Genomic DNA, 14,002 nt, shown 5'->3' with positions numbered 1-14,002 from the left:
GCGGCGGGCGAGGCGGCCGGCGCCAGCTCCCGGCTGTCGGTGACCTTCGAGTCCGAGGGCGGGGTCTTCGCCGACGTCGACCGGGCGATCTCCGAGCGCCGCCGGCTGTGGATCCGCTACTACTCACCGGCCCGCGACGAGGTCACCGAGCGCGAGATCGACCCCATCCGGCTGGTCAGCGTCGGCCACACCTATGTGGAGGCCTGGTGCCGCCGCTCCGAGGCCCGGCGCACCTTCCGGCTGGACCGGGTCGCCGAGATCAGGATCCTCGACGCGCCCTCGGCCCCGCCCGAGATAGAACTGCGCGACCTCTCCGAGGGCCTGGTGCAGCCGGCCGCCGAGGACCCGGAGGTCGTGGTCGAGGTCGGCCCGGGCGGCCGCTGGGTCGCCGAGTACTACCCGCACGACAGCGCAGAGGAGCTTCCCGACGGCGGGCTGCGCATCACCCTGCGCACCCCCGACCCGGCCTCCCTGCGCCGGCTGGCGCTGCGGCTCGGCCGCGACGGCCGGATCGTCTCACCGCCCGAGCTGGCCGAGAGTGCCCGCCGGGCGGCCCGCGAGGCCCTCGCGGCGTACGACGTTCCCGCCGACGCGGCGCCTGTGCCGTAGGCGACCGGGGCCGCATGGCCACGGCGACCGGGGCCATGCGGCCCTGACGGCGGACGACCGGGTGTGATCGGCTGCGACCAGAGGATTGGGCTGCGACCAGAGAACGACCAGAGGAAGAGGAGCGAGGGCCTGTGAGCGAGTCTCCGGAATCCGGCGCGGGTGAGATGACGGTGGCGACCGCGTTCGCGGGGATGAGAAGAGTGGCCCCCGTGGTGTTCAAGGCAGGCTGCCCGGAGTGCCGGGGCCGTTTCGAACTGGCCGCGAGCGCGCTGCGGCTCGCGATCGGCGCCAGCAGCCGGACGACGTTCTACTCCTTCACCTGCCCCGACTGCGGCGCCTCGGTCCGCAAGCCGGCCGGGGAGCGGATCGTGGAACTGCTCACCGGCGGCGGGGTCAGGACCCTGCGGCTGCACTCCACGGTGTGACGGGCGGCCCGGCCGCTCGCCGGGGGACCGGCACGGCGCCGGCCACCGCACGGCCGGGTGCGGACCGAGGCGGCGGACCGTCTAGTCTCGACGTCATGTTCTGGCCGATGTTCGCCGTAGCCATGGGATTCCTGGGTCTCGCCGTCCTGGGGGTGCTCGCCGTCCGGGTGTTCGTGGCGGCGCGGCGCCTCGGGCAGCAGGTGACGGACTCGGCGCGCCGTATCAACCGGGCCGCCGAGGATCTGGAGCGGGCGACCGTGAGCGCGGCCCGCGCCGCCGACACGCTGTGAACCGCTCCTGACGGTGGCTGTGAGACCAGTGATACAAGCGATTTGGGTCGCTTCGCCCTGTCATGCTGCCCTGCCGGACAGGTACCCTGCTGGTCGCGGTACGGAAAACGAGGCCCGCACCGCGGACCGGGAGTACGCACGGGGATTGCCTCACGTTTACCCCTGAGCGTTACGATCGCTGCCAGCACGACCATCGGACACATGTCCGACTGGTCGGACAGCACCCCACCCAGCCGCCTCGGTGAGAAGGTAAAGATTCATGTTCGGTGGAAAAATCGGAGCTCCCGAGCTCATTCTGATCCTCGTCGTCGTCATCCTGCTGTTCGGCGCGAAGAAGCTCCCGGACATGGCGCGCTCGCTGGGCAAGTCCGCCCGCATCCTCAAGAGCGAGGCCAAGGCGATGAAGGAAGAGGGCAAGACCTCCACCCAGGCCTCCGGTACCACCGAGCAGTCCTCGGCCCAGCGCACCATCCAGGCGGCCCCCGGCGACGTGAGCAGCTCGCGGCCGGTCAACGAACCGACGGATTCCGCCCAGCGCTGACACAAGGCCGGAAAGCCCCGGCCTGCCGCACGAGATGAGGACGTGGGTTGCTCAAGCCTGCCCGCAAGAAGGAGAAGGATCCCGAGGGGCGGATGCCCCTCGCGGATCACCTTCGTGAGCTCCGCAACCGGCTCGCGAAGGCGATGCTGGCCATCGTCATCGTGACGATCGTCGCGGCCTTCTACTACAACGACATCATCAACTTCCTGACGAAGCCGATCCTGGACTCCGTCGGCTGTCGGGAGACCTTCGCAGAGCTGGCCAAGTCCAGTGGCAAGACCCAGTGCGCCGAGATCACCATCAACGGTCTCCTCGCGCCGTTCACGCTGGCCCTCCAGGTCTCGCTGATGGCCGGCGTCGTGGCCGCCTCGCCGATCTGGCTGTTCCAGCTCTGGGCATTCGTGGCGCCGGGTCTGCACCGGCACGAGAAGAAGTACGCCTACGGCTTCGTCTTCACCGGCGTCCCGCTGTTCCTCGGCGGTGCCTTCTTCGCCTACAAGCTGCTGCCGACCACGGCCAAGGTGCTGATCGACTTCACACCGAACGGCGACATCAAGAACCTGCTGCCGCTCGACGACCTGCTCCAGCTGGTCACCCGCATGGTGATCGTCTTCGGTCTCTCCTTCGAGCTGCCGCTGCTGCTGATCATGCTCAACCTCACCGGGGTGCTGACGGGCAGGCGCATGCTCAGCTGGTGGCGGGCCATGATCCTCGGCATCACGGTCTTCGCGGCCGTGGCCACCCCGAGCACCGACCCGCTGTCCATGCTGGCCCTCGCCGGGCCGATCTGGGTGCTGTACTTCGCGGCGGTCGCGTTCTCGCTCCTCAACGACAAGCGCAGGCTCCTGCGCGAGGCCGCGGGCCCCGACGACGACGAGGCCTCCGAGCTGGACCTCACGCCCGAGGACATCGGCGACGTCGAGCCGGTCCCGGCCACCCGCACACTGCCCGAGCAGACGAGCACCGACCGGGTCAACGGCTACGACGACGCGACGTAACCGCCGGACCCCACCTCCACCGAGGCACCGCACGCGATGCCCCCGCCCCGGATCACCCCGGGGACGGGGGCATCCGTCCGTACCGCCACCCTCCCGCGACCGGCACGCCGCCCCGCCGGCCGCGGACCCGGCCGCCCCGCGCCCGGGATCCGGATAATGATCGTCCCGTTGTCAGTGGCGCCCGGTACGCTCGAAAGCACGATGACAGAGGACCTCTCACCGGCCGAGCGGTACGCGGCAGCCCGCAGGCGGGCAGCCGAGCAGGCCACCGCGCTCGCCTCCTTCCGCGAGATGTACGACTTCGGCCTCGACCCCTTCCAGATCGAGGCCTGCCAGGCACTCGAAGCGGGCAAGGGCGTACTGGTGGCCGCCCCCACCGGCTCGGGCAAGACGATCGTGGGCGAGTTCGCCGTCCACCTCGCCCTGAAGCAGGGCAAGAAGTGCTTCTACACGACACCCATCAAGGCGCTGTCGAACCAGAAGTACGCCGACCTGTGCCGCCGCTACGGCACCGCGAAGGTCGGCCTGCTCACCGGCGACAACAGCGTGAACTCCGACGCCCCGGTGGTCGTGATGACCACCGAGGTGCTGCGGAACATGCTCTACGCCGGCTCCCAGACGCTCCTCGGCCTCGGCTATGTGGTCATGGACGAGGTGCACTACCTCTCCGACCGCTTCCGCGGCGCCGTCTGGGAGGAAGTGATCATCCACCTCCCCGAGTCGGTGACGCTGGTCTCGCTCTCCGCGACCGTCTCCAACGCCGAGGAGTTCGGCGACTGGCTGGACACCGTCCGCGGCGACACCGAGGTGATCGTCTCCGAGCACCGCCCCGTGCCGCTGTTCCAGCACGTGCTCGCCGGACGGCGGATGTACGACCTGTTCGAGGAGGGCGAGGGCCACAAGAAGGCCGTCAACCCCGACCTGGTCCGCCTGGCCCGCATGGAGGCCACCAGACCGTCGTACCAGGACCGCAGGCGCGGCCGGGCGATGCGCGAGGCCGACCGGGAGCGGGAGCGCAGACAGCGCTCGCGGGTGTGGACGCCCGGCCGTCCCGAGGTCATCGAGCGCCTGGACTCCGAGGGCCTGCTCCCGGCCATCACCTTCATCTTCAGCCGCGCCGCCTGCGAGGCCGCCGTCCAGCAGTGCCTGTACGCGGGCCTCAGGCTCAACGACGAGGAGGCGCGGGACGAGGTCCGCGCCCTGGTCGAGGAGCGCACCGCCCACATCGCCCCGGAGGACCTGCACGTCCTCGGCTACTACGAGTGGCTGGAGGGCCTGGAGCGGGGCATAGCCGCCCACCACGCGGGCATGCTGCCGACCTTCAAGGAGGTCGTGGAGGAGCTGTTCGTACGCGGCCTGGTCAAGGCGGTGTTCGCCACCGAGACCCTCGCGCTCGGCATCAACATGCCCGCCCGCTCGGTGGTGCTGGAGAAGCTCGTCAAGTGGAACGGCGAGCAGCACGCCGACATCACGCCCGGCGAGTACACCCAGCTCACCGGCCGCGCGGGCCGCCGGGGCATCGACGTCGAGGGCCACGCCGTGGTGCTGTGGCAGCGCGGCATGAGCCCTGAGCACCTGGCCGGTCTCGCGGGCACGCGCACCTACCCGCTGCGCTCCAGCTTCAAGCCGTCGTACAACATGGCGGTCAACCTGGTCGAGCAGTTCGGCCGGCACCGTTCGCGTGAGCTGCTGGAGACGTCCTTCGCGCAGTTCCAGGCGGACAAGTCGGTCGTCGGGATCTCCCGCCAGGTCCAGCGCAACGAGGAGGGCCTGGCCGGTTACAAGGCCTCCATGACCTGTCACCTCGGCGACTTCGAGGAGTACGCGCGGCTGCGCCGGGAGCTGAAGGACCGGGAGACCGAGCTGGCCCGGCAGGGCGCCACCCAGCGCCGGGCGGAGGCCGCCGTCGCCCTGGAGAAGCTGAAGCCGGGCGATGTCATCCACGTGCCCACGGGCAAGTACGCGGGCCTCGCGCTGGTGCTGGACCCGGGCCTGCCCGCGGGCCGTTCCAACGGGCACCGCGGCTTCGACCACCACGACGGGCCGCGCCCCCTGGTGCTGACCGCCGAACGGCAGGTCAAGCGGCTGGCGACGATGGACTTCCCGGTGCCGGTGGAGCCGCTGGACCGGATGCGGATCCCGAAGTCCTTCAACCCGCGCTCGCCGCAGTCCCGCCGGGACCTCGCCTCCGCGCTGCGCACCAAGGCCGGGCACATCCCGCCGGAGCGGGCCCGCAAGAAGCGCTCGCAGGCCGCCGACGACCGCGAGATCGCCCGGCTGCGCACGGCGCTGCGCGCACACCCCTGCCACGGCTGCGACGAGCGCGAGGACCACGCCCGCTGGGCCGAGCGCTACCACCGGCTGCTGCGTGACACCTCGCAGCTGGAGCGGCGCATCGAGGGCCGTACGAACACCATCGCGCGCACCTTCGACCGGATCGTGGCACTGCTGACCGAGCTGGACTATCTGCGGGGTGACGAGGTCACCGAGCACGGCAGGCGGCTCGCGCGGCTGTACAGCGAACTGGACCTGCTGGCCAGCGAGTGCCTGCGGGAGCGGGTCTGGGAGGGGCTGAGCCCCGCCGAACTCGCCGCCTGCGCCTCGGCGCTGGTGTACGAGGCACGGGTCGGCGACGACGCCATGGCACCGAAGCTGCCCTCGGGCAAGGCCAAGGCGGCGCTCGGCGAGATGGTCCGGATCTGGGGCCGGCTCGACGCGCTGGAGGAGGAGTTCCGGATCAGCCAGACGGAGGGCGTCGGCCAGCGCGAGCCCGACCTCGGCTTCGCCTGGGCCGCCTATATGTGGGCCTCCGGCAAGGGGCTGGACGAGGTGCTGCGCGAGGCGGAGATGCCGGCCGGTGACTTCGTACGCTGGTGCAAGCAGGTCATCGACGTCCTCGGGCAGATCTCCGCCGCCGCGCCCACGGAGAACTCGACCGTGGCCAAGGCCGCCCGCAAGGCCGTCGACCAGCTGCTGCGGGGCGTGGTGGCCTACTCGTCCGTGGGCTGATCCCCCGGGGTCGCGAAGACCGTTCGTCCGGGGAACCGAGGCCGCACCTGTCCGGGTGCGGCCTCGACTGCTTTTTTTCACTCGTTACGGTGAGTGACAATCGTACGCCTGTGCGTCGATACTGTCTGTGTGCGAGCAGCAGCTCAGTGTGCACAAAGGGTTGAGCGTACTCCTGTCGTGGGTCGATTTCAGATGCTTGCCGAATATGACACGGCGTTGATCCGGTCGGGCTAAGCTCGCCCGCGGCGCACCGAGTTGAGGCAATTCGTGCGCCTGTTCCCCTATGTGAAGTGCATCCCGACAGTTCCCATACCTTCCCCAGCAAGCTCCACCCGACACCCAGCCGATTCGTTACAGAAGGCATCCATGGTGAGTGTTCAGAAGCCTCCCGGTCGCCGTGAACGGCCCTATGCGCGCGTGCTGTTGCCGCCGGCCATAGTGATGGCCGCGGCAGCCGGGGCCGCCGTCGCCCTGGTACCGCCCGCCGCCCGGGTGGCCGTCGGCGCCTGCGGAGTGCTGGCCGTGCTGCTGGTCCTCGCCACGGCCGGGGAGGCCGCCCGGCGCGGCCGGCTGCTCCGCGAGGCACAGGACGAACACGCCCGGCACGCCGCCCGTCTGCAACAGCAGATCGCGCTGCACCACCACCTGATGGACCACTTCGCCCAGAACGTCCTGCCCCTCGGCTTCATCCGGCTGCGCCGCGGCGAGGCGCTCCGCGACACCGTGCGCTACGTCTTCGACGAGGACCCCGAACTGCGCGGCCTGCCCGACGGCTACCGCGAGCTGGTACGCGTCGCGCTGACCGGTGCCGACCACGAGATCTCGATGCGCGACGCCACCGAGCGCTCCTATGTGAGCATCGCCCGCCGCGTCCAGGCCATCGTTCACCAGCAGGCCAAGGAACTGCGCGAGATGGAGGAGGACCACGGGCGCAACCCCGAGGTCTTCGACGACCTGCTGCGCATCGACCACGGCACCTCGCTGATCGGCCGCCTCGCCGACACCATCTCCGTCCTCGGCGGCGGCCGGCCGGGCCGCCAGTGGCCGCTGCCGGTCTCCCTCTACAGCACGCTGCGCGGCGCGATGTCCCGCATCCTGGAGTACCGCCGCATCGAGCTGAGCTCCATCGTCAACATCAACATCAAGGGCACGGCGGTCGAGCCGGTCATCCACGCCGCCGCCGAACTCCTCGACAACGCCACCCGCTACTCCCCGCCGACCACCAAGGTGCACGTCACCGCCTCCGAGGTGCAGGCCGGCATCGCCATCGAGATCGAGGACGCGGGCGTCAGCCTCAGCGAGGAGTCCCGCGCCCGGATCGAGAAGGCCATCGAGGACGCCAGGAACCTCGACGACGCGGACAACCTCGGCGAGAACCCGCGCCTCGGCCTCGCCGTCGTCGGCCGGCTCTGCAAGCAGTTCGACATGGAGGTCTCGCTGCGCTCCTCCGCCTACGGCGGCGTCCGCGCGATCCTCATCGTGCCGCGCGTCATGACGACCACCGAGCCCGGTGTCGGCGTCGCCCACGGCATCGGCGCCACCGGCATCCCCAAGCCCGAACTCGGCGCGGTGGAAGGCCCCAAGCGCCCGCCCAAGACCCGCCGCCCCACCAGCCCCAAGATCCCCGCCGGAATCTCCCTGGAGGACGACATTCCGGAGGTCACCGAGTGGACCGCGACCGGGCTGCCACAGCGCCGCAGCCGGGTGAAGACCCCGCTCAGCCAGCGGATCGCGGAACAGGCAGCCATCGAACGCGCCGAGCGCGAGGGCAGGCCCACCATCTGGTCCCAGACCCGGTCCGAGCCGGAACCCGAGCCCGAGATCGACCCCGAGCGCCGGAAGCTCATGGACCGGCCGATCGGCTCCGGGATCGAGGCCTTCTGGAAGGGCCTCAGGGAGGGCATGCCCCCGGACGCCACCGGTCCCGAGCTGACCGACTTCACCCGCAACCCGACCAAGTACCTGCATCTGCTCAAAGATCCGGCCGAATACGCGCAGGGCGGCACCGAGGCCGACGACGAGGGGGACCTCAAGTGATCCAGCAGCGAGCGAACCTGGACTGGATGCTCAAGCAGCTCAACGACGGCGTACCGGGCATCGAGATGATCGTGGTCCTGTCCGCCGACGGACTGCGCATCGCCCGCTACGGCGGCGAGCCCGACGCCGCAGACCGGGTGGCCGCCGCCTGCGCGGGCGTACAGAGCCTGGCCGGCGCCATCATCCAGGAACTGCCGGGCGCCGGGGACATGAAACTCGTGGTCTTCGAGATCGAGGGCGGCTACTTCTACCTGATGAACGCCGGCCCCAACGCCTACCTCGCCGTGCTCGCGGACGTCACCTGCGAACCGGGCCGGATGAGCGGCATGATGCGCGACCTCGTCGTCCGGATCGGCGCCCACCTCACCAGTCCGCCCCGGCGGAACGGGCAGACCGTATGACCCCTCCACGACGCAAGCGGCGCCGGCCGCAGCACCAGTCGCCCCCGCCCGCGCCGGTCGCGAAACCGGCGGGCGGCGCGGAGAAGCCCGGCAATCCCGAACGGCTCTACACCATCGCCGGATCGGCGGACGGCAAGCGGGCGGAACTCGATCTGGTGACGCTGATCGTGGCCCGCTCCGCGCCCCCGCTGTCCGCCTCCCCGGAGGTGGCGGCCGTGCTCCGGCTGTGCACCGCCCCGCTGTCCATGGCCGAGCTCTCGGCCTACCTCCAACTGCCGTTCAGCGCGATGACCGTACTGATCACCGAGCTGATCCGGGCGGAACTGGTGCAGGCCCGCGCCCCGATCGTCCGCCAGGCGGCTTTCGACCGTTCCCTCCTCGAAGCGGTGATGCATGGACTTCAAAGACTCTGAGACCATCCCCGGCCCGCGCACCGAGGATCATCTGCCGCACACGGCCCAGGCCGCGGTGAAGATCGTGATCGTGGGCGGGTTCGGCGTCGGCAAGACCACCATGGTCGGCTCCGTCAGCGAGATCAGGCCGCTGACCACCGAGGAGACCATGACCCAGGCCGGCATCGGCGTGGACGACGACTACGGCTCCGAGTCCAAGACGGCCACCACCGTGGCCATGGACTTCGGCCGCATCCAGATCACCGACCAACTGGTGCTCTACCTGTTCGGCACGCCGGGCCAGGAGCGCTTCTGGTTCCTGTGGAACGGCCTGTTCGAGGGCGCCCTCGGCGCGGTCGTCCTGGTCGACACCCGGCGCCTGGAGGTCAGCTTCGACGTCATGGGCCGGCTGGAGGAACGCGGCGTGCCCTTCGTCGTCGCCGTCAACTCCTTCCCGGACGCGCCCCGTTACCCGGTGGAGGAACTGCGCACGGCCCTGGACCTGGGCCCGGAGATCCCGATCATCGAGTGCGATGTGCGCCGCCGGGCCTCCAGCAAGGACGTGCTGCTCACCCTCACCCGCTTCCTGCACTCCCTCGCCCTGTCCGGCGCCCTCACCTGACCCGCCGCCGGCCCACCCCATCCGCTTCCGGAGCGACACCACCGTGACGTCTGAATCCCCTTCCCCGACCGGCACAGATTCCCTCGTCCCGCCGCCGGGCTGCCCCGCGCACGACCTCGGCCACGAGGGACCGCGGCGGCTCTACGGCCCCGACGCCGAAGACCTCGCCGCCCTCTACGAACGCCTGCGGGAACAGCACGGTCCGGTGGCTCCCGTGCTGCTCCACGACGACGTACCCATGTGGGTGGTGCTCGGGCACGCCGAGAACCTGCAACTGGTGCGCAGCCCCTCGCAGTACACCCGGGACAGCCGGATCTGGACCCCGCTGAAGGACGGCCGGGTCAAGCCCGACCACCCGCTCATGCCGCACATCGCCTGGCAGCCCATCTGCTCGCACGCCGAGGGCGCCGAGCACGAGCGGCTGCGCGACGCGGTCACCGCGGCCATGGCCACCATCGACCACCGCAGCGTCCGCCGGCACATCGGGCGCCACACCCAGGCCCTGGTCAACGGCTTCTGCGAACGAGGACGGGCCGACCTGGTCTCCCAGTTCGCCGAGCACCTGCCGATGGCCGTGCTGTGCGAGATCCTCGGCATGCCCGAGGAGTACACCGACCGGATGGTGCAGGCCGCGCGGGACGCCCTGAAGGGCACCGAGACCGCCATCCAGAGCCACACCTACGTCATGGACGCGCTCAGCCGGCTCACCACCCGGCGGCGCACCAGGCCGGAGGACGACTTCACCAGTCACCTCATCGGCCACCCGGCCGGGCTGACCGACGACGAGGTCCGCGAACACCTGCGGCTCGTCCTGTTCGCCGCCTACGAGGCGACGGCGAACCTGCTGGCCAACGCGCTGCGCATGGTCCTCACCGAGCCGGGCTTCCGGGCCCAGCTCAACGGCGGCCAGATGACCGTGCCCGAGGCGATCGAGCAGTCCCTCTGGGACGAGCCGCCCTTCAGCACGGTCTTCGGGTACTTCGCCAAGCAGGACACCGAGCTGGGCGGCCGGCGTATCCGCAAGGGCGACGGGCTGCTGTTCGCGCCCGCCCCCGGCAACGTCGACCCGCGGGTGCGGCCCGATCCGTCGGAGAGCATGCAGGGCAACCGCTCCCACCTCGCCTTCGGCGGCGGTCCGCACGAGTGCCCCGGCCAGGACATCGGCCGCGCCATCGCCGACGTCGGTGTGGACGCGCTGCTGACCCGGCTGTCCGACATCCAGCTCGACTGCGCCGAGGAGGACCTGCGCTGGCGGTCCTCCATCGCCTCCCGGCATCTGGTGGCCCTGCCGGTGCGTTTCGAACCGAAGCCGCAGCAGGACGTGGACCTGCCGCCGCGGGCCATGCCGGTCCCGCCGCAGCGTTCCGACTGGCAGGTCGGCACGCTGAGCAGCGATCCGGCCCCGGCCACCGGACCGCAGCCGGCGGCCCACCAGCCGCCGCCCGTACCGGAATCCGCCCCTCTGGCCCCGGAACCGGCCCGTCCAGGCGGCCTGTGGCAGCGGATCCTGCGCTGGTGGCACGGCGGCTGACGCCCCGGCCGCGCTCAGCCGTGCGGCCGGGACCCGCCGGACCAGTCGGTGTACGACGTCCAGGCGCTCAAGTGGCGGCCGCTGGTGAAACCGTGGTGCGTGCCGGTGACCGGGTCGGTGAACTCCAGCCGTCGGGCGAGCAGTTGCAGCGGACGCCGGAAGTCTCCGGCCGGCACCGGGGCGGTCACCTCGGGATACAGCGGGTCGCCCAGGATGGGCACGCCCAGAGCGGCCAGATGCACCCGCAGCTGGTGGGTCTGGCCGGTCGCCGGCACGAGCCGGTACCGGCCCAGTCCGGCCCGGTGCCCGGCCAGCTCCACCCGGGTCTCGGCGTTCGGCTCGCCGGGGACCTCCCGGGCGGCCGGCACCCCGCGCTCCTTCACGATGCGGCTGCGCACGGTCCGGGGGAGGGCGAGCGAGGGGTCGTACGGGGCGACGGCCTCGTACTCCTTGCGTACCCGCCGGTCCCGGAACAGGGTCTGGTACGCGCCGCGTTCCTCGGGCCGCACGGTGAACAGCACCAGCCCGGCCGTGAGCCGGTCCAGCCGGTGCGCCGCCGTCAGCGTCGGAAGGCCCAGCTCGTGCCGGAGCCGGGCCAGCGCGGTCTGGGTGACGTGGGAGCCGCGCGGGGTGGTGGCCAGGAAGTGCGGCTTGTCGGCCACCACGATGTGCTCGTCCCGGTACACCACCTCCACCGGAAAGGGCACCGGCACCTCGGCGGGCAGCTCGCGGTGGAACCAGACGTACATCCCCGGCCGGTAGGGGGCGTCCGGGGGTACGGCCCGTCCGTCGGCGCCGAACACCTGGCCTGCGGCGAACATCGACTCCACCATTCCGGGCCCGGCTCCGGTGAGCCGTTCCACCAGATGCTCCCGCACGGTGGCCCACGCCCCGCCGACGGGCAGACGTACCCGTACGGGATCGACCCCGTCGCGTTGGGGGAGCGGGGCGGGCGGGGGCGGCGTGCGGCGTCTCATCGGCGTCAAGGGTACGGCGGGGGCGGGAGCCGGGCGGTGGCAAGGGGACGGTGGGCCGGGAGAGGGGGCGGCGTCAAAGGGGCGGGGGCATGGTCACCCGGGAGTGGGCGAAAAGGGGTGGGGCTCCGCGCGTGGACCCGGCAGGATGTGGATCATGCCCTTTCTCATCAAGCCGGTCCTGACCGCCGGTGCCCTGGCCGGCGTTCCGCAGCCCACCCTTCCCGCCGCCGACGGCCTGGTCCTGCGCCCCTGGCGGGCCGAGGACGCCCCCGCCGTGCACGCCGCCTTCCAGGACCCGGCGATGCACCAGTGGCACATAAGGGCCTGTCACTCCGAGGAGGAGGCCACCGGCTGGATCGCGCAGTGGCAGGCGTCCTGGGCAGGGGAGAAGGAGGCGCAGTGGGCCGTCGTGGACGAGCGCACGGACGAACTGCGGGGCCGGGTCGCGCTGCGGCAGATACTGCTCGGGGACGGTGTGGCCGAGGTGGCGTACTGGACGGTGGCGCGGGCGCGGGGGCAGGGTGTCGCCGCCCGGGCCGCCGCCGCCCTCTCCCACTGGGCCTTCGAGGAGATCGGCTTCCACCGCCTCGAACTCTTCCACGCCACCGCCAACGAGGCGTCCTGCCGGGTCGCGACCAAGGCCGGCTTCGCCCTGGAGGGCACCAAGCGCAGTGCCCTCCTGCACCAGGACGGCTGGCACGACATGCACTTCCACGCGCGGGTGCGGGGCGACTGAGTGCGGGTGACCGGGGTGGCGTGAGGCGCGTACCCGGGGCACGCGGCCACGCCGGTACGGCGCGAGCGCGGCGAGTGTGCGGGAAGGGCCGGTGACAGCGGCGGCGCCTGGCGGTGCGGGCGGAGGGCCGGTTGTGCCACGCGGGTCCGGGAGGGCGGCGGCGGTTCGTGACGGGTGCGCGCGGAACCGGGGTGCACAAAGGCACAAAGGCCTGGGACGCGGTGGCCCTTCCTGGTGCGTGCGCAGAGTCCCGTGCGGAGCGGGGGAGCGGCGGCTCCTCGGTGAGTGCCGCCCCCGCCGCCCGACTGTCCGGCCCCCGGCCCGCTCAGGTCCCGGCGTCTCCTCAGGCCCCGCCGTCCTCAGGCCCCGCCGTCCTCAGGTGCTGCCCGGTCCGGCTGATGACGTGGGTTTCGGCCCGTTCACGCCGCCGCCGCCGCCGTGCCGCCCTCCTGCTCGGCCTCCACCCGGGCGTTCCACTCGCGCTTGGAGGCCTGCCAGCCGTCCTCGTTGTGGCCGAGGCGCCAGTAGCCGGAGATCGACAGGTCTTCGCGCGCGATCTGGTGCTCGATCCGCAGCAGCCGGCGCAGTTCCTTGACGACGCCCGCCTCGCCGTGCACGAAGGCGTGCACCCGGCCCTGCGGGAACTCCAGTCCGCGCACGGCCTCCAGCAGGGCCTCGCCCACCGGCCGGTCGCCGCGGTGCAGCCAGACGACCCGCACCCCGGTGTCGATCTTCTGCTCCTCCTCGGGGCCGGAGACCTCGATGAAGGCGTGTGCGCGGGCGCCGGAGGGGAGGGTCTCCAGGGCGCGGGCGATGGCCGGCAGCGCGCTCTCGTCGCCGGCGAGCAGATGCCAGTCGGCCTCCGGGTCGGGCGCGTACGCGCCGCCGGGGCCCATGAAGCGCACGGTCTCGCCGGGCCGCACACGGGCGGCCCAGGGTCCGGCCAGGCCCTCGTCGCCGTGGATCACGAAGTCCAGCGTCAGCTCACCCCGCTCCGCGTCCCAGTCGCGCACGGTGTACGTCCGGGTCACCGGCCACTGCTCGCGCGGGAACTCGGCGCGGACCCGCTCCAGGTCGAAGGGCTCCGGGTAGCTCACACCGTCGGCGCCGAACAGCAGTTTGACGTAGTGGTCGGTGCAGGTGTCCGCGGCGAATCCGGCGAGACCCGTGCCGCCGAGCACCACACGCTGCATGTGCGGGGTCAGCCGTTCGGTACGCACGACCTGGGCGGTATAGGGCTTGCGCGGCTTTCGTCCCGGGCGCTCTGCCATGACGGCCTCCTGGCGGTTGGTTAGGTTTACCTAAGTTAACACTTCTATCGTGTCAACACCCCTCTCCGGGACGGCGATGAGAGTCTTTTGCCGGAACCTTTCGCTCGGTGCGCCCGCCCCGCCCCGCCAGTCCCCCGCCTCCCGGCTCAGCTCGACAGCGTGG

14 protein-coding genes are annotated in these 14,002 nt (G+C 71.6%); 12 read left to right on the top strand and 2 right to left on the bottom strand.

Annotated features, from left to right (window positions below):
* From H5J33_RS08955 to H5J33_RS08905, 11 genes are all read left to right on the top strand, one after another.
* Positions 1-609, top strand: a 609-nt coding sequence (locus H5J33_RS08955; protein WP_181794349.1) for a YafY family protein, incomplete at its 5' end; no start/stop codon positions are given.
* Between the two features lie 164 nt (positions 610-773).
* Entirely contained in the window at positions 774-1,034 is a 261-nt protein-coding gene (locus tag H5J33_RS08950; RefSeq protein ID WP_220212118.1) for a hypothetical protein, read from the top strand.
* A 95-nt stretch (positions 1,035-1,129) separates the two neighbouring features.
* A complete protein-coding gene (locus H5J33_RS08945) occupies positions 1,130-1,324 on the top strand; it encodes a hypothetical protein (protein ID WP_181794347.1) in 195 nt (64 codons plus the stop codon).
* 259 nt (positions 1,325-1,583) lie between these two features.
* The gene (tatA, locus tag H5J33_RS08940) at positions 1,584-1,865 is read left to right on the top strand and encodes a Sec-independent protein translocase subunit TatA (protein WP_181794346.1); all 282 of its coding nucleotides are present in this window, start codon (positions 1,584-1,586) and stop codon (positions 1,863-1,865) included.
* A gap of 47 nt (positions 1,866-1,912) precedes the next feature.
* Positions 1,913-2,863, top strand: coding sequence for a twin-arginine translocase subunit TatC (tatC, locus tag H5J33_RS08935; protein WP_181794345.1), 951 nt, complete (start codon positions 1,913-1,915; stop codon positions 2,861-2,863).
* A 156-nt stretch (positions 2,864-3,019) separates the two neighbouring features.
* On the top strand, positions 3,020-5,872 hold the full coding sequence (locus H5J33_RS08930; protein ID WP_181794344.1) for an RNA helicase: 2,853 nt from the start codon (positions 3,020-3,022) through the stop codon (positions 5,870-5,872).
* A 366-nt stretch (positions 5,873-6,238) separates the two neighbouring features.
* Entirely contained in the window at positions 6,239-7,909 is a 1,671-nt protein-coding gene (locus H5J33_RS08925; RefSeq protein WP_258564971.1) for an ATP-binding protein, read from the top strand.
* Positions 7,906-8,310 (top strand): roadblock/LC7 domain-containing protein, encoded by a 405-nt coding sequence (locus H5J33_RS08920; protein WP_030608271.1) that lies wholly within the window; start codon positions 7,906-7,908, stop codon positions 8,308-8,310. Before H5J33_RS08925 ends, H5J33_RS08920 begins: the two co-directional genes overlap by 4 nt.
* The gene (locus H5J33_RS08915) at positions 8,307-8,723 is read left to right on the top strand and encodes a DUF742 domain-containing protein (protein WP_181794343.1); all 417 of its coding nucleotides are present in this window, start codon (positions 8,307-8,309) and stop codon (positions 8,721-8,723) included. The genes H5J33_RS08920 and H5J33_RS08915 overlap by 4 nt, the downstream gene beginning before the upstream one ends.
* Entirely contained in the window at positions 8,704-9,324 is a 621-nt protein-coding gene (locus H5J33_RS08910; protein ID WP_181794342.1) for an ATP/GTP-binding protein, read from the top strand. The genes H5J33_RS08915 and H5J33_RS08910 overlap by 20 nt, the downstream gene beginning before the upstream one ends.
* A 43-nt stretch (positions 9,325-9,367) precedes the next feature.
* Positions 9,368-10,855: a cytochrome P450 gene (locus H5J33_RS08905; protein WP_181794341.1), complete on the top strand. Its 1,488-nt coding sequence runs from the start codon at positions 9,368-9,370 to the stop codon at positions 10,853-10,855.
* A gap of 14 nt (positions 10,856-10,869) precedes the next feature.
* Here H5J33_RS08905 and H5J33_RS08900 read toward each other — a convergent pair whose 3' ends face one another.
* Positions 10,870-11,832, bottom strand: coding sequence for a pseudouridine synthase (locus H5J33_RS08900; RefSeq protein ID WP_181794340.1), 963 nt, complete (start codon positions 11,830-11,832; stop codon positions 10,870-10,872).
* 154 nt (positions 11,833-11,986) lie between these two features.
* On the opposite strand from H5J33_RS08900, the gene H5J33_RS08895 reads away from it, so the two are divergent.
* Positions 11,987-12,568, top strand: a complete 582-nt coding sequence (locus H5J33_RS08895) for a GNAT family N-acetyltransferase (protein ID WP_181794339.1) — start codon at positions 11,987-11,989, stop codon at positions 12,566-12,568.
* 419 nt (positions 12,569-12,987) lie between these two features.
* On the opposite strand, the gene H5J33_RS08890 is transcribed toward H5J33_RS08895, so the two are convergent.
* A complete protein-coding gene (locus H5J33_RS08890; protein ID WP_181794338.1) occupies positions 12,988-13,839 on the bottom strand; it encodes a siderophore-interacting protein in 852 nt (283 codons plus the stop codon).
* Positions 13,840-14,002: the final 163 nt, after the last annotated feature.

Origin of the sequence: Streptomyces sp. WELS2 (assembly GCF_013870595.1) — a bacterium.
Lineage (GTDB): Bacteria > Actinomycetota > Actinomycetes > Streptomycetales > Streptomycetaceae > Streptomyces.
Note: the sequence above shows the minus strand (reverse complement) of the source record. Positions and strands in the feature narration are given on the sequence as shown.

Excerpts from the sequence above, each read along its gene's own strand:
- H5J33_RS08915 (WP_181794343.1), top strand. The coding sequence starts at position 8,307 with ATGACCCCTCCACGACGCAAGCGGCGCCGGCCGCAGCACCAGTCGCCC.
- H5J33_RS08900 (WP_181794340.1), bottom strand. The coding sequence starts at position 11,832 with ATGAGACGCCGCACGCCGCCCCCGCCCGCCCCGCTCCCCCAACGCGAC.
- tatA (WP_181794346.1), top strand. The coding sequence starts at position 1,584 with ATGTTCGGTGGAAAAATCGGAGCTCCCGAGCTCATTCTGATCCTCGTC.
- H5J33_RS08930 (WP_181794344.1), top strand. The coding sequence starts at position 3,020 with ATGATCGTCCCGTTGTCAGTGGCGCCCGGTACGCTCGAAAGCACGATG.
- H5J33_RS08910 (WP_181794342.1), top strand. The coding sequence starts at position 8,704 with ATGGACTTCAAAGACTCTGAGACCATCCCCGGCCCGCGCACCGAGGAT.
- H5J33_RS08945 (WP_181794347.1), top strand. The coding sequence starts at position 1,130 with ATGTTCTGGCCGATGTTCGCCGTAGCCATGGGATTCCTGGGTCTCGCC.
- H5J33_RS08895 (WP_181794339.1), top strand. The coding sequence starts at position 11,987 with ATGCCCTTTCTCATCAAGCCGGTCCTGACCGCCGGTGCCCTGGCCGGC.
- H5J33_RS08950 (WP_220212118.1), top strand. The coding sequence starts at position 774 with ATGACGGTGGCGACCGCGTTCGCGGGGATGAGAAGAGTGGCCCCCGTG.
- H5J33_RS08925 (WP_258564971.1), top strand. The coding sequence starts at position 6,239 with ATGGTGAGTGTTCAGAAGCCTCCCGGTCGCCGTGAACGGCCCTATGCG.
- H5J33_RS08890 (WP_181794338.1), bottom strand. The coding sequence starts at position 13,839 with ATGGCAGAGCGCCCGGGACGAAAGCCGCGCAAGCCCTATACCGCCCAG.